Here is a 23,021-nt window from a genome sequence, read left to right on the forward strand (position 1 = left end):
TACCGGGCGCGGCTGGAAAACATCACGCTGGTAAGCGAGGATTCGGATTTGGTGCTGGCGTTTTCACTCCCCCCGGGGGCCTACGCGAGCGAGGTGATGCGCGAGGTGACGAAAACCGCGCCGCCGGTTGGACATATCTCCCGCCTCGGGGAAAATGATTCACAGGCAAGACAACCGCACATCGTCGGAGGAGAAGAATGAAGGTTTTTGTCACAGGCGGCTCGGGCTATGTGGGCGAAACCCTGCTTCACCAGCTTTCCGAGGCGGGCCATGAGATTCGCGTGCTCTCGAGAGATCCCGAGCCCGCGCGCCAGCGCCTCACCTCCATCAGGGGCGTTTACCCTGTCGGTGGAGACATTACACAGTCTTCAATCGATCAGCTCGCCGCGCTGATGAAAAAGTGCGAGGCGGTGATTCACCTGGTCGGCGTCATCATCGAAAAGGGCACGGGGGGATTCGAGGCCGTTCATGTCGAGGGCACCCGCCGGGTGGTCGAGGCGGCGAAGCGGGCCGGCGTGAAGCGGTTCGTTCACATGAGCGCGCTGGGCACCCGCGAGGGCGCCGTGGCCCGCTACCACAAGACCAAATGGGCGGCGGAACAGATCGTCCGCGAGAGCGGAATCGCGTGGACCATTCTCCGCCCTTCAATCCTTTTCGGGGAAAAAGACGAGTTCCTGAACACCTTCGCCGGAATCGCACGGATTTCGCCCGCCCTTCCCGTCATCGGATCGGGGAAGGGAAAGCTGCAACCCATCTGGGTGGAAGACGTGTGCCGCTGCTTCACGCGGGCGCTGGAGCGGCCCGAGACGGGGGGGAAGGTGTTCGAGCTCGGCGGCGAAAAGGCCTATGCCCTGAAAGAGATTTTGCGGATGCTCCTGAGGGCCTCCGGCAAGAAGCGGCTTCTCATCCACCTGCCGGTGCTGCTGGCGCGGCTTCAGGCGGCCCTGTTCGATGTGCTTCCCGGAAAGCCCCCCTTCACCGCCGACCAGATCACGATGCTGGGCGAGGACAACGTGTGCGATCCCGGCCCGATGAAAGCAGCCTTCGATCTGGCGCCCCGCTCCCTCGAAGACTACATGGAAAAGAGCTTCGGCCACGCCCCCGCGTAGATCACACGCACTTTCGCGGAAACTCTGATGGCGAAAACGAGAATCCTGTTTCTTTGCACGGGCAACTCCTGCCGGAGCCAGATGGCGGAAGGGTGGGCGCGGCATCTTCGCGGCGATCGGATCGCGCCCTTCTCCGCCGGCATCGAGGCGCACGGCCTCAATCCCCGCGCGGTGCGGGCGATGGAGGAGGCGGGCGTTGGCATCTCCGGCCAGTCCTCGAAGACCCTCGCCGCCCTTTCGGGCACCACCTTCGATTATGTCGTGACGATCTGCGGCCATGCGCACGAAGCCTGTCCCGCCTTTCCGGGCGGCGCGAAGATCATCCACAGGGGATTCGACGATCCGCCCCTCCTTGCGAAAGGGGCCGGGACGGAAGAGGAAGCCATGCTTCACTACCGGCGGGTGCGCGATGAGATCCGCGCCTTCATCGAAACCCTCCCCGGTGCGCTGGCGGATCGATCGGAAGGGGGATGACGGAGAGCGTCAGGGCGTTCCGTTCCGCGATTCATGAACCGCCCGAAGGACGGCCCGCTGCGCGCTCGAAAGCGGAAGGGCGCTTATTTCCTCAACGTCCGCCCACAAACGATCTTCGCTCTCCCTGCGGTCTCGGCGGCTTGATGCGGGCAGGGCGGCGTGGACGATGAACCGGATCTTCCGGTGGGTGAGCGTGCGCTCAAGGCGCGCGATCTCGGGACCCGCCCGCCAGCCCGCGCCGAAGTGCGCCGCGCAGATTTTTTCGAGCAGCGGGGCTTTCGCGGACCGGGCGTGACCCTCCGCCATCTCGCCGGGAAGCTCCCACATTCCCCCGAAAAGACCCTCATCGGGCCGCTTTCTGAGCAAGAGGCGCCCGGCCTGTTCCCCCCACAGCTGAACCGCCGTCGTTTTTGCGGGGGGTGTCTTCTTTTTCTTGCGGGGGCGGCGAGAGACCGTGCCCGCCTCGCGGGCCGCGCAAAGAAGGCGGAGCGGACATGCCCCGCAGGCGGGATTGCGCGGGGTGCAGATGCGCGCGCCCAGGTCCATGAGGGCCTGGTTGAAGTCGCCGGGCCGGGAGGAAGGGACGAGCGCTTCCGCCTCTTCCTCGATGAATGCGCGCCCCTTGGGGGCGTCCACGGGGAGAGCGCAATCGAGCAGCCGGCTGAGAACGCGCAGGACGTTTCCGTCCACGGCGGCGGTTCGCTCCCCGAAGGCGATGCTGGCCAGCGCGCCGGCCATGTAGGGGCCCACCCCGGGGAGAGCGCGGAGCGCCTCGCGGCCCTCAGGCAGCTTCCCGCCCATGGCGTCCGCGATCCGACGGGCGGCACGATGGAGGTTGCGGGCGCGGGCGTAATAGCCCATCCCCTGCCATTCGGCGAGGACGCTCTCGAGCGGGGCGTCCGCCAGGGCGGCGATGGTGGGAAAGCGTGCGAGGAAGGGGAGGTAGCGCGCGCGGACGGTCTCCGCCCGCGTCTGCTGCAGCATGGATTCGGAGACCCAGATGCGGTAGGGGTCTTTTTCTCCCCGCCAGGGCAGCTCGCGCTTTTCCCTGTCGTACCAGCGGAGAAGCCGCTCTCTGATGGCCCGGCGCCAGCGCGCCTCCGGGAGCCGGGTGTTTTCGCTGCGGTGGCTTTCGGCGGTTTTGTTTGGCATGTTTTTCGGATAATGATGTTGGAGGTTTTTATGTTTTGGCGATTTCGCCCCATGGCCCAGGGATCGGCAGGCATTATGCGCCCGGATCGTCTCCTTCATCCAGCCCGCTTTTTCGTTTTTCTCTGGCTTTTTGTCTCGGCTTCGGCGGGGGCTCCTTTCCTCACGGCGGAGGCCGCTCCCGTTGAGCGATATGTTCTGGGCGCCGCGCTCGAGCTCTCCGGCGCGGGTGCTGCTTTCGGGAAAGAGGCCCGGGACGCCATTCTGCTCGAAGTGGACCGCATCAACCGCCTGGGCGCCGGCCAGTCCCCCCGCCGGGAAATCTGGCTCATCATCCTCGACACGGCAGGGCTGCCCGCCAAGGCGGCGAGCGCGGTCCGCAATCTGGCGCTCGATCACAACGCCGTCGCGATCATTGGCCCCACGGAGCCGACCTCCGCGCTTTGGGCGGCGGCGGAGGCCGAGCGCCAGCGCGTTCCCTTTATTTCACTCTCCTCTGCCGGGGATCTGTTCGAGGAACCGAAGAAATGGGTGTTTTCCTCCGCCCAGTCATTTTCCATGCAGGCGCAACGGATTCTTCAGCACATGCAGGGGCTGGGGATGCGGAAAGCCGCCGTTCTGGCGCCAGAGGACGAGTATGGCGCGCACGGCCGGGAGCGGCTCAGCGCGCTGGCACCGGAGGCGGGCATCTCCCTCGTCCTGAACGAGGCGCATTCGCCGCAGGAGCACAATTTTCTCCCGTTCATTCAGCAGGCGATGGCGCGGAGCGCGGATGTCTTTCTGGGCTGGACCCGGAACGAATCCCGGCTGGCGCTTCTCCGGGCCCGCTTGGCGCTCGATGCGGATTTGCCCGTTTATCTTTCGGCACCTTTTTTGCGCCCGCAGAACGAAAAGGAGAACAGCCGCGTCATGGCGGGCGTCCGCTTCCCGGCGCACAGGATTCTGGCCACCGATCTCCTTCCCCCGGAAGAGCCGGGCCTGGGCGAGGTGCAATGGTTTCGGGCAGCCTTCAGCTACCGTTTTCAACGCCCGCCTGGCGGGATGGCGGCATATGCGGCGGATGCGGTGCGGATCTTCGCGGAAGCAACATCCTCCAAAAAAATCGACCGGAGCACAGTTCAGCGCAAAATCGAGGAAATGCGCAGCTTCATGGGGCTCACCGGGAGATTCCGTTTTTCGCGCCGCCGCCACCAGGGCCTCTCGGCGGACTCCTATCTCATGATCCGCGTGGGAGAGGACGGAAAATGGGAGCTGGACCGCTCCCCTAAGGTCCCTCCCCCTTCCCCCTGAGCGCTCGCAGATCCCCTGAAAATTCAGGAAATTCCGCAAATCCGGATTGACAAAACCCAGCAGGAAGTATATATATACGACTAGATTTATCGCCGACTAAATAGGTCGGATTAATGGGTGCCTGAAAACCCACCCAAGTGTTTGTTTTTAAAAGGACTAAGAAATTTTCACTTTTTCCAAGCGAACGGATTACGGTTTGATGGCGCTTGCCCACCTCGCCAGCCAGGAGGAGGGGGAGGCCACCAACGCCAAGGCCATCGCCGCCCGCTACGGACTTCCCTCGGAACTGCTGGCCAAGACCATGCAGCAGCTTGCCAAGAGCGGAATCGTCGACTCCCGCAACGGCCCCAAGGGGGGGTACGTTCTTTCCCGGCGGCCCGAGTCCATCAGTGTCGTGGAAATCATCGAGGCCATCGAGGGCCCGGTTGCTCTGGCGAACTGCCAGGTGGGCGTTCCCGCCGACTGCGATCAGTTTGGGACCTGTCCCATCGTTCAGCCCATGGAGCGCATTCAGGGGAAAGTGATCGAGCTGCTCTCCCGCATGACGCTTCTGGATATGACCAATACACCCCTAGGAGTTTTTCAATGAGCCTGAAGTTTCCTATCTATATGGATTACCAGGCGACCACGCCGCTCGATGAGCGCGTGCTCGAGGAGATGCGCCCGTATTTCACCGAAAAGTTCGGGAACGCCGCCAGCCGCAATCACAGCTACGGATGGGAGGCGGAAAAGGCCGTCGATCAGTCCCGAGAGAAGCTGGCGGCCGTGATCGGCGCCGACCCCCGCGAGATCATTTTCACGAGCGGCGCCACCGAGTCGGACAACATGGCCCTGAAGGGCGTTGCCGAGATGTACAAGAGCAAAGGGAAGCACATCGTCACCTCGGGCATCGAGCACAAGGCCATCATTGACTCGGCGAAGCGCCTCGAAACCTGGGGCTTCGATGTCACCTACATCGATCCGCCCGAGGACGCCATCACCACGGCAAAGATGGTGGAAGATGCGCTTCGCGAGGACACCATCCTGGTTTCCATTATGGCGGCGAACAACGAGGTGGGCGTCCTGAATCCCATCGGCGAGATCGGAAAGCTCTGCCGGGATCGCGACATCTTTTTCCACACGGACGCCACCCAGGGCTACGGAAAAATTCCGATCGACGTGGACGAGATGTGCATTGATCTGCTCTCCGCTTCCGGCCACAAGATTTACGGGCCCAAGGGCGTGGGGCTGCTCTACGTGCGGCGCAGAAAGCCGCGCGTGCGCCTCTCGCCGCTCATTGACGGTGGCGGCCATGAGCGCGGCATGCGCTCGGGCACCCTGCCAACCCACCAGATTGTGGGCACCCTGAACGTGACGGGCATCGTCGGCTTCGCGAAGGCAGCGGAGCTCTGCGCGGAAGAGATGGAAGAGGAAAACATCCGCCTCGTGAATCTCCGCGACAGGTTCAAGTCCATCCTCTTCGAGAGCCTCGAGGAGGTTTACATCAACGGGCACGAGACGAAGCGCCTGGCTGGGAACCTGAACGTCAGCTTCCCCTATGTCGAGGGCGAATCCCTCATCATGGGCCTGAGCGATGTGGCGGTCTCCTCCGGCTCGGCGTGCACCTCGGCGAGCCTCGAGCCGAGCTACGTTCTCAAGGGAATGGGCCGCGGCGACGAGCTGGCCCACTCCTCGATCCGGTTCGGTCTCGGCCGCTTCACCACCGAGGAAGAGGTGGAATACGTCGCGGAAAAAGCCGTGGAGATCGTGAACCGGCTTCGCGAGATGAGCCCACTCTACGAGATGGTGAAAGAGGGTGTCGATCTCTCGAAAGTGGAATGGCAGTCGCATTAATAAGTTGATCCGGGAGGAAACAACCTCCCCTCTGATACAGGAGAAAGCGGGAAATGGCCTACAGTGACAAAGTGGTCGATCACTACAACAATCCACGGAACGTCGGCTCTCTCGACAAGAACGATCAATCTGTCGGAACAGGGGTTGTCGGCGCCCCCGAATGCGGTGATGTAATGAAGCTGCAGATCAAGGTCAACCCCGAGGGCGTGATCGAGGACGCCAAGTTCAAGACCTTTGGCTGCGGAAGCGCCATCGCGTCGAGTTCCCTGGCCACGGAGTGGCTCAAGGGCAAGACGATCGACGAGGCGGAGGAGATCAAGAACACCCAGATCGTAGAGGAGTTGAGCCTTCCGCCGGTCAAAATTCACTGTTCGGTGCTGGCCGAGGATGCCATTAAAACGGCACTGAACGATTTCCGCGAGAAAAACAGCCTGCCGGTTGCCGAGAAAAAAGGCCACCATTAGGCCGCGCCGGAAGGTTATGGGCCGGAGGGAAAAACAATGGATTCTGTGACGGACAAAGAAAAAAAACTCACCATCGAGGTGACCGACAAGGCGGTGGAGAACATCAAGCGCCTTCAGGAGAAAGAGGGCAAGGCGGACACCGTCGTCCGCGTGGGCGTCCGCGGGGGCGGGTGCTCGGGGCTTTCCTACGTTCTTCAGTTCGAGAGCGCCGAGAAGGCCGGCCTCATGGATCATGTGATCGAAAAAGACGGCGCCCGCATCGTCATCGACAAGAAAAGCCTCATCTTTTTGGCGGGCACCACACTCGATTTCGATGACGGCTTGATGGGCAAGGGCTTTACGTTCAAGAATCCCAATGCCCACCAGACCTGTGGCTGCGGGGAAAGCTTCTCCGCCTAGCGCAGACCGAAGAACGCGCCGTGCTTCCCTGTAGCCCAGGTTGCGCGACGCGTTTTTTGTTGGAAGAGCACAGGGGGCGGCAGATCGCCGGCAAAGACGAATGAAAACAAAGCGGCAAGACAAAGCCAGGGAAAGTTTTCAGATTTTCGGGGAGAGCGGCGAGGTTCAGCCGATTCCCGCCGGCCTCGATCACTTCGCTTTCTTGGGTCTCCCGCGCCGGATGCGGCTCGACGAAAAGGAACTGGAGAAAAGATATTACGCGCTGAGCAAGAAGCTCCACCCCGACTACCATCAAGGCGAAACCGCATCGGTACGGATTCGCATCCTGGACGCCTCCGCCCGCCTCAACGAGGCGTACAAGATATTGAAGGATCCGCTTCGGCGGGCGGTGTACCTTGTCGAGCTCGAGAGCGGCAAGATGGCCGAGAACGACACCGCCCCTCCCTTGGAATTGATGGAGGAGATCCTCGAAGCCCAGGAGGCGGTTGCGGAACTCAAATGCTGTGACGGGGAAGAGGATGCGGCGCAGCAGCTTCGCAATCGGCTCAAGGCCGCCCGTGAGTGCTTCGAAGTTTTGCGCGCGGGGCAGTGGGCGACGCTCGAGGCTCTTTCCGGGAAATGGGATGCGGCGGCGGCGGCTGAAATCTCTCCCTCGGATGAAATCATCGACAAAATGCGGTCTGTGCTCGGGCAGAGAAACTATATCAACAACGTCCTCCGCAGCATCGAGGACGCACTTTTGGTGGCATTGTGAGTGAAGTCGTCGGCATCGATCTGGGAACGACCAACAGTCTTGTGGCGATCATGAAGGATGGCCGCCCCGAGGTGCTCGTTCCCGAGGGTGAGCGACCGCTCCTTCCTTCGGTCGTCAGCGTCCGGCCCGACCGGACTCTGGTGGGCGATGCCGCCCAGGCGGACCGCCTGACGAACAGCCGGAACGTCTTTTTCTCCATCAAGCGGTTCATGGGCCGGGGCTATGCCGATCTGGAAAAGGATCTGCGGCACATGCCCTTTCAGATCGATCCCACCCAGCCCGATGTGGTTCATGTCCTGGCGAGAGGGCGGGCCTACAGCGCTCCCGAGGTGAGCGCGCTGATCCTCCGCGAGCTGAAGTTGCGCGCGGAAAAGACGCTCAAGCGGCCTGTCCTCCGTGCCGTCGTTACGGTCCCGGCCTATTTCAATGACGCTCAACGCCAAGCCACGAAAGACGCGGGCCGGCTGGCCGGTCTCGAGGTGCTCCGCATCATCAATGAGCCGACGGCGGCTTCCCTGGCCTACGGGCTTCACAAGCGTGACCGGGGGGTCGTCGCCGTCTTCGATCTGGGCGGCGGCACGTTCGACATCTCCATTCTCCGGATCAAGGACGGGGTGTTCGAGGTGCTGGCGACCGGTGGCGACACCCATCTGGGCGGCGATGATTTTGATCGCGCCATCGCCGATCATCTTTTTGCGAAAGTGAAGGCGGAAACCGGGGCCGATCTTGCCGCAGATCCGGGAGCGGTGGCGGCGCTGGCGGTGGCGAGCGAGAAGGCAAAACGGGATTTCACCGAGTCCGATCGGACCGAGATTGCCCTGGAAAACCCAGGGGATACGGACCTTTCCTGGAAATGCACCCTGACCCGGCAAGAGATGGAGGAGATCGTCTCGCCCATCGCGCGCCGGACCATCACTCCCTGCCGGCGGGCGCTGGCGGATGCCGGAATCGCGCCGGAGGAGGTGGACGAGGTGATTCTCGTCGGCGGCTCGACCCGCATGCCGCTGATCCGGCGGATGGTGGAGGAGTTCTTCGGCCAAACGCCCCATTCCGAACTGAATCCGGATGAGGTGGTGGCGCTCGGCGCGGCCGTGCAAGCGGACATCCTGGCCGGCGGGCGCAAGGACATGCTCCTTCTCGATGTGACCCCGCTCTCGCTGGGCATTGAGACCATGGGCGGCGCGATGGGGTGGATCGTTCCGCGGAACACGACCATTCCGACGAGTGCGCGCGAGACTTATACGACGTTCAAGGACAACCAGACCGGCGTGGACATTCACGTGCTTCAGGGGGAGCGGGAACTGGCGAAGGACAACCGTTCGCTTGCCCGCTTCAAGCTCGGGATCGATCCGGGCCCGGCCGGTCTTGCGCGGATCGAGGTCAACTTTCTCGTGGACGCCAACGGGATTCTCAGCGTGACGGCCCGTGACATGCGGACGGGGAAGGCCGCCTCCGTGGACGTGCAGCCCTCCTACGGCCTGACTGACGAGCAGGTGGAGCATATGCTCCTCGATTCATTCGAATACGCCGAGGAGGACATTCGGGCCCGGCAGCTTCTCGAGGCCTGCAACGAGGCCGAAACCATGCTGATCGCCACGGCGCGGGCACTGCAGAGCTATTCCGGGGCGGAATCCGACGCGAAGGAAGCTGAGCGCGTTACCGCAGCCGTGGCCGCCCTGGAAGGGGCTGTTCGCGGCGGGAGCGCTCCTGCGATCCGGGAGAAGATCGACGCGCTGAATGAAGTGACGATGCCGCTCGCCGAGCGGATGATGGACAATGTTCTCAAGGCGGCCTTGCAGAACAAGAAGGTGAGCGAGGCGCTCTCGGACTAAAAACAACCTCGATTTCGGGGAGAGGCAGGGGAGCGGGATGGCCAAACTTTTCTTTCGGGACGAAGACAAGGAAATAGAGATTCGGGCGGGCGAAAATATTCTAGAAGTCGCCCTTGAAAACGGTATTCATTTGGATCATGCTTGCGGCGGTGTGTGCGCCTGCTCGACTTGCCATGTGAAAATTCTCGAGGGAGGGGATTTTTTCCCCGAGGCGGAGGAAGAGGAAGAAGATCAGCTCGACAACGCGCGCGATGTGGATCTGAACAGCCGGCTCGCATGCCAGTCGGTTCTGGTGCGGGACACGAATGAGGCCATCGTTGTCGAGATTCCCTTCTGGAACGTGAATCTGGTGAAAGAAGGCCCTGACGCGGCCCGCGAGGCCCACTAGGCGCTGCAGGAGAGAAGGTTTTGCAGAAACTGAGCTGGGATGACGCGGAAGACATCGGGATCGCCCTGTTCGAGAAACATCCTGATACCGATCCACTCTCGGTCCGCTTTACCGATCTGCATGAGTGGGTATGCAACCTGAAGGATTTCGTGGGTGACCCCATGGAGTCCAACGAGGGAAAGCTTGAGGCGATCCAGATGGCCTGGTTGACTGAATACCAAGAGGAAAACGGCGGATAACCGTCGTTCGCCAGTGAAAGATGACGGAGTCACAAAAGGCGCCGGGACAGACAAAGGACGCCAGAGAGATCCCCGGCGGTCCCCATCCTGCGGGCGAAAAAAACAGATTGGCAGCCGGAGGCCCGGGCCCGAAGGGCCGGATCCTGGTGGTGGATGACGACAAGGTCACCACGGCCATGATCGAAAAGGTGTTGTCCAAGGAAGGCTTCGAGGTGGCGGTGGTGAACGACCCCAAAGAAGCCCTGAACGCGGAGCTCCCCTTCACGCCCCAGGTCATTTTGATGGATGTGTTGATGCCCGGGGTGTCGGGCATCGAGCTCACCCGCCTCCTGAAGAAAGGGCTGGAGTCTCACCCCATCCGCATCATCATTTTCTCGGCCCTGAAAGGAAAAGCCGACATCGAAAAGGCCCTCGAGGCCGGCGCGGACGCCTACCTGACCAAGCCGGTGGAAAGAAAGCAACTAATCCAGCAAGTGTTTACTCAGCTTCGCGCCGTCAAGGCGGAGGAGACGATCACGGAGATTCGCGATCTTACCTCCACCCGCGAAGGAGCCCCAACGGCCCGCCTTGAGGCCATCGCCCGGCTTCTCCGGGAAAACGGTTTTGATTCCTAGGTTTTCCACGCACCCCCTCCGCAAATAGACACCCCCGGGCGGTTCAGCAGAATCCGCACCCCCCCTTGTTCTCCTTGTCCGGCTGTCCCTTTTCCCGCGCTTTCCCTTGGGCTACGATGGCCCTCTCGTAGGTTCGAACCGGATTTGTCAAAGCGCCAGGAGGCCGAGCGTGGCAGAGGAAAAATTCGCAGGCGGAAAATTGATCCTTCGCCGGGAAGGACCGATCGCCACCGTTGTGCTCAATCACCCCGAAAAGATGAACGCCATCGAGTTGGAGATGTGGGCCGGGCTCGGCAGGATTTTGCCCAGGCTCGAAAAGGACGACACCGTTCGGGTTCTCGTTTTCCGGGGGGCGGGCGTCAAGGCCTTCTCCGCCGGTGCGGACATCTCCCGCTTTAAAAGCGAGCGCTTCAGTTCCGCCCAGGCGCGGGCTTACGCCGAAAACGGCTTCTGGGCGGTGGACGCGATCGAAGCGTTTTCCAAGCCCACCCTTTCCCTGATCGAGGGGGCGTGCGTGGGCGGCGGGGCGGAACTTGCCTCCTCGACCGACATTCGCATCGCGGGCGAGTCGAGCCGGTTCGGCGTCCCCACCGCAAAGCTCGGGCTGGTCGCGGGCCACGCCGAGCTGCGCCGGTTCCTGAACATCATCGGGCCGGCCCGCACGCTGGAGATGCTCTACACGGCGCGTCTTTTCTCGGCCCAGGAGATGTTGGCGGCGGGCTTTCTCTCTCGCGTGGTGCCGGACGCGGAAGTCGAAAAGACCGTTTACGAGACGGCCGGGCGCATCGCCTCCCTCGCGCCGCTCGTTCATCACTGGCACAAGCGGTTTATCCGGAAGATATTGAGTGACCCCTCTCTCTCGGATTTGACGGAAGAGGAGATCGCCGAGCAGTTCGCGTGCTTCGATACCGCGGATTTCCGCGAGGGCGTTTCGGCGTTTCTTGAAAAAAGAACGCCCCAGTTCAAAGGAGAATAAGATGCCGGGAAGCGGCGGCCCGCTCGAGGGGGTGCGCGTCATCGAGGCCTGCCAGGTGATGGCGGGGCCTTTTTGCGCATGCCTGCTGGGGGACATGGGGGCCGATGTCATCAAAGTCGAAAAACCGGGAGGCGGGGACGACGCGCGGCTCATCGGGCGCCATTTCGCGGGGGACGACGGTTTCGGTTTCATGAACCTGAACCGGAACAAGCGGAGCATTGTCGTCAACTTCAAGGACGAGGAAGGGCAGGCGATTGTCCGGGAACTGGTCGCCTCCGCCGACATTTTTATACAGAACATGCGGCCGGGGACGATCGAAAAGCTGGGCCTGGGCTACGAGGCCCTGAAAGAGATAAACCCCGGCCTCGTCTACGTTTCAATATCGGGCTATGGCCGCACGGGACCTTACAAGGATCGGCCGGGGTTCGATCTCGTCTCCCAGGGGTTTTCCAGCCTCATGAGCTTCACGGGCGAGCCAAACCGGCCCCCCGCGAAAATCCCGGTGCCCATCTGCGATCTGAACGCGGGCATGTACTCCGCCTTCTCGGCGCTCTCGGCCTACATCTACAAGCAGAAGACCGGCAAAGGCCAGCTGGTGGACGTTTCCCTGACTGATGCCGGGCTCGGCTACACCTTCTGGCAGGCGTCCCAGTTTTTCCCCTCGGGCGATTCGCCCTACCCGCGCGGCTCGGCCCACGAACTGACCGCCCCCTACCAGGCGTTCCGGTGCGCCGACGGCCACATCGTGCTCGGGGCGGCGAACCAGTCGAACTGGGGAAGGATGTGCCGGGCCATCGGGCGCGAGGATTTGATGGCGCGGGAGGAATATTCGAATTCGAAAAACCGGGGGCTGAACTATCTTCTGTTGGCCGAGGAGCTCGAAGCGGTCTTTCTCACCGGTACGCGGGCGGAGTGGCTGGCCAAGCTGGAAAAGGCCGGGGTTCCCTGCGGACCGATTCACAACATGGCAGAGGCGTTCGCCCATCCGCAGATTCAGGCGCGGGAGATGTCCGTCGAGGTGGAGCATCCGGTGGCCGGAAAGATGCAGGTGCTCGGCTTTCCGCCCAAGCTCTCGGAGACCCGGGCCGGGGTGCGCGGACCCGCCCCCCTGCTGGGACAGCACACCGACGAAATTCTCCGGGCGGCGGGGAAGGGCGCCGCGGAAATTCAGCGCCTTCGCGATCAGGGAGTGGTCTCCTGACCCGGCGCCCTGCGGGAGAGAAGATGCCGAACGAACCGGACGCGCTCCCCGCGGGCATCTATCTGATAGCCACCCCCATCGGCAACATGGAGGATATCTCCGATCGGCAGCGCCGCATCCTGCGCGAGTGCGATATAGTGGCCTGCGAGGACACGCGGCGGACCGGTCTTCTTCTCTCCCGTCTGGGGATCAAAAAACCGCTCCTGAGCTATCACGAACACAACGAGCGCGAGCGCGCCGAAGAACTCGCGGCGCGGGCCGCCGGGGGCGAGCGCGTGGCGGTGGTCTCCGATGCGGGTACGCCGGGGATCTCGGACCCCGCCTACCGCGTGGTGCGCGCGGCGGTGGAGCAGAAGGTGCCCGTCGTTCCGGTTCCCGGGCCCTCCTCGGTGATGGCGGCGCTCGTGGCGTCGGGGCTTCCGACCGATCGGTTCGTGTATGAGGGCTTTCTTCCCCCGAAGGGAGAAAAGCGCCTCCGCCGGCTCGAAGCGCTCCTCGAGGAGGAGCGGACGGTTCTCGTTTTCGAGTCTCCGCACAGGGTGCCCCGGCTGGTCAAGGAGATCGCCGATCGCGCTCCGGGGCGGCCCGTGGCCATCGCGCGAGAGCTGACGAAGATCCACGAGGAATTCATACGCGGCTCCGCGGCGGAGCTGGCGGCCTTGCTCGAGGGACGCACCCTCAAGGGGGAGTGCGTCGTCATGTTCGGGCCGAAAAGGTCGGATAAAGAGGCCGGGGGCGAATCCTGACCCAGGGGGAAGAGAATGGGGTTTGGATTGTTATCCTAAAATGGAGGTAGTTCCGCCGGCCGGGGTTTTCCGTGTTCGGCCATTTTTTTCTTTCATGGAAGCAGGGAGTTATCGATGAAGACCCTTTTTGGCAAATTCGGGACAAGAGCGATTCTCCTTCCGGCGCTCGCCGCGGCGCTCATGGGCGCCCCGGCCCTCGGCGCGGAAAAGGCCGAGGATCCGAAAACGGTGGTTCTCGCCACGGTCGGCGAAAGGAAGGTCACCCTTTTTGATGTGGACGACTTCATTCGCCGCCTGCCCGAGCGCGTTCAGCCGATCGCCCGGCAGCGCAAGAGCGAAATACTCCGCAATTTGGTGAACCGCATATTGATGCTCGAAATGGCGGGGGACGAAAAGATCGGCCGAAACCCGGAGATTCAGGACCGTATCCGGCAGGCGCGGAACGAAATCCTGATCCAGGAAGCGCTGCGGACGGTGGAGCTGCACTCCAGGCCTACGAAGGAGGAATTGCGGGCGGAGTATGAGAAAAACAAAGCCAAGTACCGGCAGGGTGAAAACGTCACGGCCGCGCACATCATGGTTGCTTCGGAAGCGGAAGCCAAAACGCTTCTTCAGAAGCTCAAGTAAGGGCGAGAAATTCGACGAGTTGGCCCGCAAATACTCTCTTGCTCCCGAACGGGGGCAGGGGGGAAGCCTGGGCAAGATGCAGCGCGGCCAGTATATGCGGACCGGCCTTCCCCAGATCATCGAAGAAACGGCCTTTTCCCTGAAGACGGGCGCCTACAGCGGCGCCGTAAAGAGCATTTACGGATGGCATGTGGTTCATTCCATTGCCAAGGAAGACGGAAAGACGCTTGCGTTCGACGAGGCGCGCTCCAAAATAACAGAAGAGCTCGGAGAGAAAAAACGGAATAACGCCCTGCGCGCAGCGCTGGAGCGCATGAAGAAGAAGCATCCGGTAAAGACATACCCTGAGAGAATCCGCTAGGCGAAAGCGGTACGTTTTATTCGTGCGTTGCGGCGAGGCGCGCGCTCGCCGCTTTCTGGAGCCACAGGGATATGAATACCGCCGCGATCATGAAAAGGATAATGGCCGAAAACGGAATGAAGTAGCTTCCGGTATAATCGAACATGAAGCCCGCGAACAGCGGGCCGATCACTCCGCCGAATCCGTAGCAGATTTCCATGAAGCCAATGATGGTCCCATAGGTGGCCCCCTCGAAGCAGTCTCCCGCCAGCGCGGAGTAGCACGCGGTCATCGATCCATTCCCGAGCCCGTACACCACGGCAAAAAGATATCCGGCCAGGAGCGTGCCGCCCAGCGCCGGGATCAGGAGCAGAAGCGTTAGCCCGAGCGCAACGACGAGGGCCGAGATCGCGGCGCCCCGGCCCCTTCCGACGCGATCGCCCAGCCACCCGCCCCCGATGCTCCCGCCCATGCGGATAAAGCCGGTCATGCCGAAAATCACCGCCGCCGGCGCCATGCCGAAGCGCGCATCCACGAGATAGAGCTGAAGCTGGCTCAAGATGGTGTTGTTGTTGAAGCCGATGAAGAACACCAGCAGGCAGAGTCCCCAGAAGCTCGGGTTGCGCTTTATGGTAAGGAAGGTCGCCCGGACGCCCTTCGCCGCCTTCTGTTCGGCGCTTTCCTCGGCGGGCCGATCCCCCGGTGCCAGCGGCGTACCGTCGGGGGCCTGCCCGACGTCGGCGGGCCGATTGCGGAGGAAGAAGAAATTGAGGGGAAGGACGAGAAGGAGCATGGACGCTCCCATGATCAGATATGCGTGGCGCCAGCCCAAAAGTGATATCAGACGCTCGGCGATGGGAGAGAGGACGAGAACGCCGACGCCGATGCCCGCGAGCGCGATGCCCACCGCACGGCCGCGCTTGCGGACGAACCAGCGGGGAACGATGGCGCTCTGGATGGCGAACCCGGAGAGCGCGAGGCCGATGCCCGCAATGAGGCCGGTCAGCAGGTAGACGTGCCAGAGGGAGGACACGAAATAGCCGAGGGCCATCGCGCCGCCCACGAGCACCGTGCCGAGGGGAACGATGGCACGCGGGCCCTTTTTCTCCAACAGTGAGCCGAAATAAGGGGCGCTGAGAGCGTATGCGCCCAGCGCGAGGGCGTAGGCGCCGCTCAGCGCGCCCCGGCTCCAGCCGAATTCCTTGATGAGGGGAACCTGGAAGATTCCGAACGTAAAGCGCGCCGGAACGAGAACCGCCAACGTGATGAACGAAAGGGCGACAATGTACCATCCGTAATAAATCTTTCCGGGTGGGTTTTCGGCCGCGGCGTTTCCGGTGGTCATGATTTTCTCTGGCGTTTACGCAGAGAGAAGCCGGGGAAAGGCATGGCGCTTCTTTCTGGCAGGTAACGAAATTTGCAAAAGGTGTTTCTCTTTCATGCCATGTCCGAAGCGTTCGATCAAGCCGCGGACGCAGCCCGTACGATGAACCGCGGGAGAAAGGAAGGGAGCGGCAAACGGCCCGGGGGTGCAGCGATCAGGCGTTGCCGTAAACGCTTGATTCGAACCAATGATGAAAATTCTCAATCAGCGATTTGTGGTCTTTCTCCAGATTCGAGTACAGCCGCGCGTGTTCGATGGCCAGTGTCCCCAGGTCGGCGAGCGTCCGGACGAATTCGATTTCCTCTTCGGAAAAATTCCGCGGCGTTGCGGCGTAGAGACGCAGGGCGCCGACGATCTCATTCCGGGAAGTCATGGGAACCGACAACATGGAAACGATGCCCGCCGATCGCGCATTCTCGGGATATTCGATGCGCGGGTCGTTGGCCACATCGGGGATGTGGACCGTCTCTCCCTCCATGCAGGCGGAGAGACTGTGGTCCGCATGGAGCGGTCCCTTGGCCAGGTATTCCTCGCTCAGGCCCCAGGATGATGCGAGAAGGAGTTCGTTCGTTTTTTTGTTCACGAGACGCAGAGCGCACCCTTTTACTTCCATGGTTTCCGCCGTTGTGCGCGCGATATAACGGAGTACTTCACCGAAACCGAGCGTTGAGGTGAGTTCCGAGGAGATTTTCCGGATGACCTTCAAGCACTCATGAGAATTGTCTGGCTGCGGCATGGCGCTTCCTCCTCTGCCCCCCGCCCCGGAGCAGTGATCGAGGTGGGCACTTCGCCCGCGCCGGGTCCAAACGGGAGGTGAACGAATCGTACCATGATGTCCGGTTCGATTCTTCCGGGAAGGGTGGCTTGGTCCATAAGTGAAACAAAAATAGATAGTTAGATTATCCCTCCCAGAACGCCATCGCGCTCTGGAAATGGATGTCCACGGTGTCCTCGGGGTTGGCCGCGTAGCCGCCGCCCAGGGTGCCGGCCACGGGGATGCCGCGCTGTCTGCATTCGCCGAGGACAATTTCGTCCCGCTCCCGGAGCCCCTTTTTCGAGAGCTTCAGGCTTCCCAGCTGATCGCCCGCGAAGGGGTCGGCCCCCGCCTGGTAGATGACCAGGTCGGGCTTGTGGTTCTCCAGAATCCAGGGCACGTGCTTGCGGATGTGCGGGAGATAGATTGCGTCGTCAGTCAGATCGGAGAGGCCGATATCGAGATCGCTTTTCCGTTTGAGGGGGTAGATGTTTTCCTGGTGGATCGAAAATGTGAAAACCGATTCCTCGCCTCGGAAGATGAAAGCCGTTCCGTTCCCCTGGTGGAGATCGCAATCAATGACGGCGGCGCGCCGGATCAGCCCCTCGCTTTGAAGGGTCCGCACGGCCACGGCGAGATCGTTGATGTAGCAAAAGCCCTCTGCGCGGTCGGGAAACGCGTGATGGAAACCCCCCGTCAGGTTCATTGCCCGGCCGGACGAAAGGGCCTCCCGCGCCGCCTGAATGGTTCCCCCCGTCGCAAGGAAGCTCGCGCAGGCAATCTCCTCGGTCAGCGGGAGCTCGCTCGGCAAAGTCCGGGCGGTGTGAACCGCCCTTTCGAGATCGCCGATGTACTCCCGCGCGTGAACGAGGCAAAGCTCCTCGGGAGTTGCCGCGCGCGGCTCCGCGAATTCACTTTCCGGCACCCCGGCCTCCCGAAGGCGCTCGTAGGTTTTCCGGTACTTGTGGGCCTGAAGAACGTGCGTCCCGATGTCCGCGAAATAGTCGGGATGATAAACGAAGCAGGGCATCTCGTTTATTCTCCCTCCGAGGGACGCTTCTCCCGCGGGGAGATGTAGGTGCCGGCGGGGAGACCCGTCACCCGGAGCGCGCGCGTTTTGACGAGCGCGTGCACCTCGGTGCCGATCTTCAGCCCGAGATCGCGCACGGCGTCCTCGGTGACCTCGGCCATGATTTTCTGTCCCACGTCCACCTCCACCACCGTCCGGGAGGACATGCGGTGAAGGCCCGCCACCCGCCCCGGCCAGATGTTCCGCGTGCTGATCTTGGGAATCTTCCCTGTGGCGAGAATCACTTCATCCGCCCGAAGGGTCACCACCGCCCGGCTGCCCAGCTCTTGCTGTTCGAGCGGCACGTGAATCTCCAGTCCCTCGGCCTGCACGACGGCGAAGCCCGAGGAGCGGTCCACCGCGATGACATCCCCGCGCAAAATGGTTTCGATCGGACCCGCGCCTGCCATCTCCCCGGCCTCCTCGAATAATTCGAACGGACTTCCCGTTTTCGCCACGTGGCTTTTCTTGATGCCGTTTTCCTCGCGGCACGCGATCAGCGCCATCCGATCGACCAGGGCGGCCAGATCCGAGAAAGAGTGGCTGACGTAGATGAGACGGATGTTCAGTTTCCGCTTTATGCGGATGAGGTAGGCCAGTATCCGGTCGCGCAGCATGCGGTCGAGGCCGGCGAGCGGCTCATCCAGCACCAGGAGAGATGGAGAGGTGAGCAGGGCCCTTCCGATGGCCACGCGCCTCGCCTCGCCGCCCGAGAGATGATCCGCCCGCTTGGAGAGAAGCGGTTCCAGCCCGAGAAGGTCGGCAACCTCGCCCAGATGCAGCTGCCGCTCCCTCGCCGGGATGCGGCGATAGCCGAAGAGCAGATTTCCCAGAACGTCGAGATGGGGGAACAGAAGATTGCTCTGAAACACCATGCCCACGCGCCGCCGCTCGGGGGGGAGCGAGGTCCGCGTCTGCGCGTTCCAGTAGGCGATTCCGTTCACGAAGATGTGTCCCGACCGGGGCGCGAGAAAGCCGCAGATGGCGTGGAGGATGGTGGTCTTGCCGCAACCCGAGGGGCCGAACAGCCCGGTCGCCCGCGCGTCGCTTTTCAGCTGAACGTCGAGATGAAAGTTGCCCCGCCGGACCTCGAAGGAGAGATCGATCATGGCCGCTCCCTGGAGGCGCCGTCGCGCCGCCTGGGCCGGAACCGGCGCGCGAGCACCTCGCTCGCCCCCAGGGCAACGGCGCTCAGGAGGATGGACACCACCGCCAGCTGAATGACGGCCTCCTCCTGTCCCGGCGTCTGGTAGCTCCGGAAGATTTCGAGCGGAATGGTCCGGTTGCCCGACGTACCGGGCGACATCATCACCGTTGCGCCGAACTCGCCCAGTGCTCGGGCGAAGCAAAGGACCGCTCCCGCGACGACGGCCGGCCAAGACAGGGGAAGCGTCACGGCGAAAAAGGTTTCCAGCCGCGTGCAGCCGAGCGATCGGGCCGCTCCCTCGAGACGCGCGTCAACGGACTCGAAGCCGCTCCTGACGGTGCGCACCAGGAGGGGAAACCCCATCACCGTGCCGGCGATCGCCATGCCCACCCAGGTGAAGGGGATCTCGATGCCGGCGCGCGCGAGCAGGTTTCCCGGAAAACTGTATTTTCCGAAGATGAAGAGAAGGAGATAGCCCGTCACCACAGGCGGCAAGACGAGCGGAAGAAAAACGAGCGTTTCGGCCAGGGCCTTTCCGGGAAAATCGCGGCGCGCAAACAGCCATGCAACGGCCACGGCTGGCGCGATCCCGATCCCGACCGACGACAATCCCATCACGAGGGAAAGAAAAAGGGCGCTTCCCGCTTCGCCGCTCATGGCTTCACCTGCATGGATGAGGGGACAAGAAAACCGCGTTTGCGGAAAACGGCTTTGGCGTCATCCTGCGAAAGAAAACGAAAAAAAACAGCCGCATCTTTCCCATTCCGGCTCCCCGCAACCCGCGCAGCGTAGTAGGCGATCGGGGGATGCGAGCTTTCCGGGAAAACAAAAGCGATCCGCACCTTCCGGGACGCGCGGGCGTCCGTCGCGTAGACAATCGCCGCGGAGACGGCGCCGCGTTCGGCAAAGGCGAGCGCCGAGCGGACATCCCTCGCGAAAACGATCTTCCCCGTTTTTTCGAGACGCGTCCACAGGCCCGCCGCCCGGAGCGCGGACACCGCGTACCTTCCCGCCGGCACATGGGCGGGGTCGCCGATGGCGATCCGGGGGATGCGCAGCAGATCGGCCGGTCCCGCGACCGGACTCATTTCTCCGCGGGGAAGAACGCAGACCAGGGTGTTGCGCGCGATGGGGCGGAGCGATCCGGGGACAATGGTGCCTTTCTTTTCCAGGAACGCCGTCCACTCGCGGTGGGCCGACACGTACAGATCGGCAGGGCCTCCGGCCGAAATCTTCCGGGCGAGCGCCCCCGAGGAGGCGAAAACGAACTCTGTTCGAACCCCGGTGGCGCGCTCGTGCAGGGCGCCGATCTCCGGGAGCGCGCCCTGAAGGCTCGAGGCCGCGTACACCGTCAGCCAGGAGCGGCTCGCCGGGGCGGCGTATCCGCTCGCCGCCAGAAAGAGAGCCACCAGCGCGGACGCAAAAAAGAGCCGGCGGCGGTGAAAACGGAAAATATGGAAAATGGCAGCCCCTCCCGAAAAAAACGTCCTTTCCCTGATAACAGAGCAGGGGCCGGGAGTGAACCCCGCGCCCCGTTTTTCCAGTCCCGAGGTGTGCTAAAGTAGGGCCCTTGAAGCGCCGCCTTCCGCATGGAGTCTGCACCATCCCGAGATTCTGGAGGGGCCATGAAAGCCTGGGCTTTCTCTGTTTTCCTGCTTGCCGCCTGGATTGCGCCGGCCCATCTGGGCGCTCCCGCCTGGACGGGCGGGCATTTTGCCCTCGTGAAGAGCGAGGCCGAAGCCGGACGCTTCGGCGGCGGGCGGAGTTTCGGCTTCCGCGGATCGCGGGGTGCTTTCCGGCCTCGCAGCTTCGGCTCGCGCGGCTTTGGTTCAGGGGCCGGTTCTCGTCCCTCGCCCGGCGGCAGCAGGTCCTACCGCCCGATCCGCAGCCCCTTCGGGGGCTTTGGCGGCTTGGGCGGCGGGCTGATGGGGGGCCTCGGCGGCTTTTTTCTCGGCGGAATTCTCGGCCGGATGTTCTTTGGCGGCGGCGGCATGGGCATGGGCGGGGGCATCGGCATTCTCGAAATTCTCCTGATCGGCGGGCTGATCTTCTTCGCGATCCGGTTTTTTTCCCGCAGGAGCGAAGCGCCCCGGTACAGCGGCCCCTCGGGCTACGCCGCGCCGGGGGCCGATCCCTACGGCGTCGGCGGGGACGAGCATGAAGCGGGCCACGGAGAGCCTCCCCGCGGGGGCGGCGTCTACCGCGGACCGGACATTTCGCCGGGGGGCGGCGGTCCCGCTGCGGCAACCGCGGCCGACCCCGGAATGGAGGCGGGACTGTCGGCCATCGCCGCCGCCGATCCTTCTTTCACCCGGGAGAAATTTCTCGATGAATCCCGCTCCCGCTTCCTGAAGTTTCAGGCGGCCTGGGTGGCGCGCGATCTCGGCCCGGTTCGCGATCTGGCGGACAAGGATCTCCTCGCCGAGGTCGAGCGCGATCTCGAGGCCCTGCGCCGCGAGCGCCGCATCAACTGGCTGGATGACATCGAGATCCGCCAGTGCGAGGCCGTCGAAGCCTGGCAGGAGGAGGGTTTCGATTTCATCACCGTGCACTACGACGCCAGCCTGATTGACTGCGTCGTTTCCGAGGATTCGGGTGAAGTGCTCGAAGGAAGCCGGACCCATCGGGTGGGCTTCACCGAGTACTGGACCTGGACCCGGAGGAGCGGCGGCGGCGCCTGGTTCCTCTCCTCCATCAGCCAGGGCTAAGAGCGATGCTCCGGAAGATACGAATGCGCCTTCTGGCGGGGGGTCTCGCGCTGGCGCTTGCCGGCTGCGGCGGGATCGCCGTTCCGGCGGGCAAGCGGGCCGTGCGCGTGGACACCGAAAATGTATCCGGGGCCAACTGCACCGGCGAGGGCAAGGACGGGGTGCGCTACTTCTGGCGGGACACCCCGGCGTTGATCGCCGTCCGCGAGCGTGCCTTTCCCTTCGTGCTCATCTGCGAGAAGCCGGGCTATAAAAAGGCGGCCGTCATCGTGGATGAGCGCTCGCTCGATATTCCCGAAGACGCGCCGTTCATGGTCCAGCTGCAAAGAGGGATGAAGAAGATGGTCCGCACCGCCACCCCCGGCCCCAAGGGCGAGGACGCCGTCATTTTGGTCCGGGTGCCGATGGAGCGGGCGGGTCGTTAATCATTTCAGATTGCTCAAGAAGATTTTTCTTTTTTGATGTCCTTCCCCCCTTCCAGGTCTTTCAGCGACCACCAGAGATAGATGATCGTCCCGAGGATGAGGGTCATCAGGACGGCGAAGCCGCCGATGAGGTAGAGCGGCATGCCGCTGCGGTAGGTGTGCGTCCCCCGGCCGAGGGGGCCGGCGGCGATGCCGGCGGAGGTCTGCGGGACCTGCGAGGTCTGCGGGACCTGCGAGGTCTGCGGGGCGGGCGCCGCGCGCTGGGCGATGGCGGCCTGCTCCTGCTGGAATTTCGTGTAGCCCCACCAGGACACCCCGCCCACGATGAGCACGATGATCAGTGTGCAGATGGGCCATTTCATTTTACTTTTCGTCTTTTCGTCTGCGCTCACTTTCTCGCCTCCGGCACGATCTCCTCTCCCATGCGAAGCATCTGGCCCATTTCGTCCCCGGCTTCGCAGGCGGTCTTGAAGATGAAGTGTCGCGCGCCCGCCTTCTCGAGCGCCGCGATCTGCCCCGCGATCCGATCCGGCGGGCCGTAGAGCAGGTATTTTTCCGCGATGCCGCGGAAGTCCATATTGTAGCGCCGGGAGAGGTCCTCCGTCCCCTTTTGCAGGGCACGGACTTCGTCATCGTCAATGTGGAAAAAAGCATGATGAGCGGGAGTCCATCTTCCCGCCTCGATGCCGAGGTCGCGGCCGGCTTCATCGGCCCAGCCTCGCATCTGATCGAGGCCCGCTGCGAAGCGCTCTGGGGTGAAGAGGTAGGAGACGTAGCCGTCCCCCAGAAGGGCGGCGCGTCTTCGGGCGGCGTCGCTCCTTCCGCCGACCCAGATGGGCGGCCCGCCGGGGGTGGCGGGTGGCGGCATCTGGCGCACCGGGCCGAACCGCCAGAATCGCCCCTCGTGGGAAACCTCCTCGCCGCTCCAGAGCTTCCGGCAGATGGCGATGGCCTCATCCGTCCGCGCGCCCCGCTCGCCGTGGGGCACTCCGCAAAGCTCGAACTCCTCGACGCCTTCTCCGCCGATCCCGATCCCGAAGATGAGGCGGCCGCCCGAGAGATAGTCCACCGTGGCGGCGGTCTTGGCGGCGATGGCGGG

Annotated in this window: 29 protein-coding genes; 20 read left to right on the forward strand and 9 right to left on the reverse strand. The window is 63.1% G+C overall.

The window, feature by feature from the left end:
- The 3 genes from O2807_01360 to O2807_01370 form a co-directional block, all read left to right on the forward strand.
- A partial coding sequence (locus O2807_01360; GenBank protein MDA0999149.1) for a hypothetical protein occupies nucleotides 1-201 on the forward strand: 201 nt, incomplete at its 5' end.
- Entirely contained in the window at nucleotides 198-1,109 is a 912-nt protein-coding gene (locus tag O2807_01365; GenBank protein MDA0999150.1) for a complex I NDUFA9 subunit family protein, read from the forward strand. The genes O2807_01360 and O2807_01365, both read left to right, overlap by 4 nt.
- A gap of 27 nt (nucleotides 1,110-1,136) precedes the next feature.
- Nucleotides 1,137-1,583 (forward strand): arsenate reductase ArsC, encoded by a 447-nt coding sequence (locus O2807_01370; protein MDA0999151.1) that lies wholly within the window; start codon nucleotides 1,137-1,139, stop codon nucleotides 1,581-1,583.
- Nucleotides 1,584-1,592: 9 nt separating this feature from the next.
- Here the strand turns inward: O2807_01370 and mutY are convergent, their stop codons facing one another.
- Nucleotides 1,593-2,735, reverse strand: coding sequence for an A/G-specific adenine glycosylase (gene mutY / locus O2807_01375; GenBank protein ID MDA0999152.1), 1,143 nt, complete (start codon nucleotides 2,733-2,735; stop codon nucleotides 1,593-1,595).
- 51 nt (nucleotides 2,736-2,786) lie between these two features.
- On the opposite strand from mutY, the gene O2807_01380 reads away from it, so the two are divergent.
- The 15 genes from O2807_01380 to O2807_01450 all read left to right on the forward strand — a co-directional run bounded on the left by O2807_01380 (nucleotide 2,787) and on the right by O2807_01450 (nucleotide 14,456).
- Nucleotides 2,787-4,022, forward strand: coding sequence for an ABC transporter substrate-binding protein (locus tag O2807_01380; protein ID MDA0999153.1), 1,236 nt, complete (start codon nucleotides 2,787-2,789; stop codon nucleotides 4,020-4,022).
- A 163-nt stretch (nucleotides 4,023-4,185) separates the two neighbouring features.
- Complete coding sequence (locus O2807_01385) at nucleotides 4,186-4,611, forward strand: Rrf2 family transcriptional regulator (GenBank protein MDA0999154.1); 426 nt, start codon at nucleotides 4,186-4,188, stop codon at nucleotides 4,609-4,611.
- Complete coding sequence (locus O2807_01390; protein ID MDA0999155.1) at nucleotides 4,608-5,855, forward strand: IscS subfamily cysteine desulfurase; 1,248 nt, start codon at nucleotides 4,608-4,610, stop codon at nucleotides 5,853-5,855. The genes O2807_01385 and O2807_01390 overlap by 4 nt, the downstream gene beginning before the upstream one ends.
- 53 nt (nucleotides 5,856-5,908) lie before the next feature.
- The gene (gene iscU, locus O2807_01395) at nucleotides 5,909-6,319 is read left to right on the forward strand and encodes a Fe-S cluster assembly scaffold IscU (GenBank protein MDA0999156.1); all 411 of its coding nucleotides are present in this window, start codon (nucleotides 5,909-5,911) and stop codon (nucleotides 6,317-6,319) included.
- Nucleotides 6,320-6,355: 36 nt separating this feature from the next.
- Nucleotides 6,356-6,718, forward strand: a complete 363-nt coding sequence (locus O2807_01400) for an iron-sulfur cluster assembly accessory protein (GenBank protein ID MDA0999157.1) — start codon at nucleotides 6,356-6,358, stop codon at nucleotides 6,716-6,718.
- 100 nt (nucleotides 6,719-6,818) lie between these two features.
- The gene (gene hscB, locus O2807_01405; GenBank protein ID MDA0999158.1) at nucleotides 6,819-7,472 is read left to right on the forward strand and encodes a Fe-S protein assembly co-chaperone HscB; all 654 of its coding nucleotides are present in this window, start codon (nucleotides 6,819-6,821) and stop codon (nucleotides 7,470-7,472) included.
- Nucleotides 7,469-9,304, forward strand: coding sequence for a Fe-S protein assembly chaperone HscA (gene hscA / locus O2807_01410; protein MDA0999159.1), 1,836 nt, complete (start codon nucleotides 7,469-7,471; stop codon nucleotides 9,302-9,304). Before hscB ends, hscA begins: the two co-directional genes overlap by 4 nt.
- Nucleotides 9,305-9,341: 37 nt before the next feature.
- Complete coding sequence (locus O2807_01415; GenBank protein ID MDA0999160.1) at nucleotides 9,342-9,692, forward strand: 2Fe-2S iron-sulfur cluster-binding protein; 351 nt, start codon at nucleotides 9,342-9,344, stop codon at nucleotides 9,690-9,692.
- 20 nt (nucleotides 9,693-9,712) lie between these two features.
- Nucleotides 9,713-9,931: a Fe-S cluster assembly protein IscX gene (iscX, locus tag O2807_01420; GenBank protein ID MDA0999161.1), complete on the forward strand. Its 219-nt coding sequence runs from the start codon at nucleotides 9,713-9,715 to the stop codon at nucleotides 9,929-9,931.
- A 107-nt stretch (nucleotides 9,932-10,038) separates the two neighbouring features.
- The gene (locus tag O2807_01425) at nucleotides 10,039-10,545 is read left to right on the forward strand and encodes a response regulator (GenBank protein ID MDA0999162.1); all 507 of its coding nucleotides are present in this window, start codon (nucleotides 10,039-10,041) and stop codon (nucleotides 10,543-10,545) included.
- 169 nt (nucleotides 10,546-10,714) lie between these two features.
- On the forward strand, nucleotides 10,715-11,521 hold the full coding sequence (locus O2807_01430; protein ID MDA0999163.1) for an enoyl-CoA hydratase-related protein: 807 nt from the start codon (nucleotides 10,715-10,717) through the stop codon (nucleotides 11,519-11,521).
- A gap of 1 nt (nucleotide 11,522) precedes the next feature.
- Entirely contained in the window at nucleotides 11,523-12,722 is a 1,200-nt protein-coding gene (locus tag O2807_01435) for a CaiB/BaiF CoA-transferase family protein (protein ID MDA0999164.1), read from the forward strand.
- A 23-nt stretch (nucleotides 12,723-12,745) separates the two neighbouring features.
- Nucleotides 12,746-13,468 carry a 16S rRNA (cytidine(1402)-2'-O)-methyltransferase gene (rsmI, locus tag O2807_01440; protein ID MDA0999165.1) on the forward strand — a complete coding sequence of 241 codons (723 nt, stop codon included), beginning with the start codon at nucleotides 12,746-12,748 and terminating at the stop codon, nucleotides 13,466-13,468.
- Nucleotides 13,469-13,582: 114 nt separating this feature from the next.
- Nucleotides 13,583-14,095 carry a hypothetical protein gene (locus O2807_01445; protein ID MDA0999166.1) on the forward strand — a complete coding sequence of 171 codons (513 nt, stop codon included), beginning with the start codon at nucleotides 13,583-13,585 and terminating at the stop codon, nucleotides 14,093-14,095.
- A gap of 19 nt (nucleotides 14,096-14,114) precedes the next feature.
- On the forward strand, nucleotides 14,115-14,456 hold the full coding sequence (locus O2807_01450) for a peptidylprolyl isomerase (GenBank protein MDA0999167.1): 342 nt from the start codon (nucleotides 14,115-14,117) through the stop codon (nucleotides 14,454-14,456).
- Between the two features lie 16 nt (nucleotides 14,457-14,472).
- Here the strand turns inward: O2807_01450 and O2807_01455 are convergent, their stop codons facing one another.
- The 6 genes from O2807_01455 to modA form a co-directional block, all read right to left on the reverse strand.
- Entirely contained in the window at nucleotides 14,473-15,780 is a 1,308-nt protein-coding gene (locus tag O2807_01455) for an MFS transporter (protein ID MDA0999168.1), read from the reverse strand.
- A 193-nt stretch (nucleotides 15,781-15,973) separates the two neighbouring features.
- Nucleotides 15,974-16,555, reverse strand: a complete 582-nt coding sequence (locus O2807_01460) for a GAF domain-containing protein (GenBank protein MDA0999169.1) — start codon at nucleotides 16,553-16,555, stop codon at nucleotides 15,974-15,976.
- Between the two features lie 163 nt (nucleotides 16,556-16,718).
- Entirely contained in the window at nucleotides 16,719-17,603 is an 885-nt protein-coding gene (locus tag O2807_01465; GenBank protein MDA0999170.1) for a histone deacetylase, read from the reverse strand.
- Between the two features lie 5 nt (nucleotides 17,604-17,608).
- Entirely contained in the window at nucleotides 17,609-18,751 is a 1,143-nt protein-coding gene (gene modC / locus O2807_01470; protein MDA0999171.1) for a molybdenum ABC transporter ATP-binding protein, read from the reverse strand.
- A complete protein-coding gene (gene modB, locus O2807_01475; GenBank protein MDA0999172.1) occupies nucleotides 18,748-19,446 on the reverse strand; it encodes a molybdate ABC transporter permease subunit in 699 nt (232 codons plus the stop codon). The genes modC and modB overlap by 4 nt, the downstream gene beginning before the upstream one ends.
- The gene (gene modA / locus O2807_01480) at nucleotides 19,443-20,198 is read right to left on the reverse strand and encodes a molybdate ABC transporter substrate-binding protein (protein ID MDA0999173.1); all 756 of its coding nucleotides are present in this window, start codon (nucleotides 20,196-20,198) and stop codon (nucleotides 19,443-19,445) included. The genes modB and modA overlap by 4 nt, the downstream gene beginning before the upstream one ends.
- Nucleotides 20,199-20,414: 216 nt before the next feature.
- Here modA and O2807_01485 point away from each other — a divergent pair, with 216 nt between their 5' ends.
- Nucleotides 20,415-21,497 (forward strand): TIM44-like domain-containing protein, encoded by a 1,083-nt coding sequence (locus O2807_01485; protein ID MDA0999174.1) that lies wholly within the window; start codon nucleotides 20,415-20,417, stop codon nucleotides 21,495-21,497.
- A gap of 23 nt (nucleotides 21,498-21,520) precedes the next feature.
- Nucleotides 21,521-21,922 (forward strand): hypothetical protein, encoded by a 402-nt coding sequence (locus O2807_01490; protein ID MDA0999175.1) that lies wholly within the window; start codon nucleotides 21,521-21,523, stop codon nucleotides 21,920-21,922.
- A 14-nt stretch (nucleotides 21,923-21,936) separates the two neighbouring features.
- Here O2807_01490 and O2807_01495 read toward each other — a convergent pair whose 3' ends face one another.
- On the reverse strand, nucleotides 21,937-22,314 hold the full coding sequence (locus O2807_01495; GenBank protein MDA0999176.1) for a hypothetical protein: 378 nt from the start codon (nucleotides 22,312-22,314) through the stop codon (nucleotides 21,937-21,939).
- The coding region (locus O2807_01500; GenBank protein ID MDA0999177.1) for an LLM class flavin-dependent oxidoreductase at nucleotides 22,311-23,021 on the reverse strand (711 nt) is incomplete at its 5' end. The genes O2807_01495 and O2807_01500, both read right to left, overlap by 4 nt.

The sequence above is a fragment of the bacterium genome, assembly GCA_027622355.1.
Classification (GTDB): domain Bacteria; phylum UBA8248; class UBA8248; order UBA8248; family UBA8248; genus JAQBZT01.

Excerpts from the sequence above, each read along its gene's own strand:
- O2807_01365 (MDA0999150.1), top strand. The coding sequence starts at position 198 with ATGAAGGTTTTTGTCACAGGCGGCTCGGGCTATGTGGGCGAAACCCTG.
- O2807_01370 (MDA0999151.1), top strand. The coding sequence starts at position 1,137 with ATGGCGAAAACGAGAATCCTGTTTCTTTGCACGGGCAACTCCTGCCGG.
- mutY (MDA0999152.1), bottom strand. The coding sequence starts at position 2,735 with ATGCCAAACAAAACCGCCGAAAGCCACCGCAGCGAAAACACCCGGCTC.
- O2807_01380 (MDA0999153.1), top strand. The coding sequence starts at position 2,787 with ATGGCCCAGGGATCGGCAGGCATTATGCGCCCGGATCGTCTCCTTCAT.
- O2807_01390 (MDA0999155.1), top strand. The coding sequence starts at position 4,608 with ATGAGCCTGAAGTTTCCTATCTATATGGATTACCAGGCGACCACGCCG.
- iscU (MDA0999156.1), top strand. The coding sequence starts at position 5,909 with ATGGCCTACAGTGACAAAGTGGTCGATCACTACAACAATCCACGGAAC.
- O2807_01400 (MDA0999157.1), top strand. The coding sequence starts at position 6,356 with ATGGATTCTGTGACGGACAAAGAAAAAAAACTCACCATCGAGGTGACC.
- hscB (MDA0999158.1), top strand. The coding sequence starts at position 6,819 with ATGAAAACAAAGCGGCAAGACAAAGCCAGGGAAAGTTTTCAGATTTTC.
- O2807_01415 (MDA0999160.1), top strand. The coding sequence starts at position 9,342 with ATGGCCAAACTTTTCTTTCGGGACGAAGACAAGGAAATAGAGATTCGG.
- O2807_01435 (MDA0999164.1), top strand. The coding sequence starts at position 11,523 with ATGCCGGGAAGCGGCGGCCCGCTCGAGGGGGTGCGCGTCATCGAGGCC.
- rsmI (MDA0999165.1), top strand. The coding sequence starts at position 12,746 with ATGCCGAACGAACCGGACGCGCTCCCCGCGGGCATCTATCTGATAGCC.
- O2807_01445 (MDA0999166.1), top strand. The coding sequence starts at position 13,583 with ATGAAGACCCTTTTTGGCAAATTCGGGACAAGAGCGATTCTCCTTCCG.
- O2807_01455 (MDA0999168.1), bottom strand. The coding sequence starts at position 15,780 with ATGACCACCGGAAACGCCGCGGCCGAAAACCCACCCGGAAAGATTTAT.
- O2807_01460 (MDA0999169.1), bottom strand. The coding sequence starts at position 16,555 with ATGCCGCAGCCAGACAATTCTCATGAGTGCTTGAAGGTCATCCGGAAA.
- O2807_01465 (MDA0999170.1), bottom strand. The coding sequence starts at position 17,603 with ATGCCCTGCTTCGTTTATCATCCCGACTATTTCGCGGACATCGGGACG.
- modC (MDA0999171.1), bottom strand. The coding sequence starts at position 18,751 with ATGATCGATCTCTCCTTCGAGGTCCGGCGGGGCAACTTTCATCTCGAC.
- modB (MDA0999172.1), bottom strand. The coding sequence starts at position 19,446 with ATGAGCGGCGAAGCGGGAAGCGCCCTTTTTCTTTCCCTCGTGATGGGA.
- O2807_01485 (MDA0999174.1), top strand. The coding sequence starts at position 20,415 with ATGAAAGCCTGGGCTTTCTCTGTTTTCCTGCTTGCCGCCTGGATTGCG.
- O2807_01490 (MDA0999175.1), top strand. The coding sequence starts at position 21,521 with ATGCGCCTTCTGGCGGGGGGTCTCGCGCTGGCGCTTGCCGGCTGCGGC.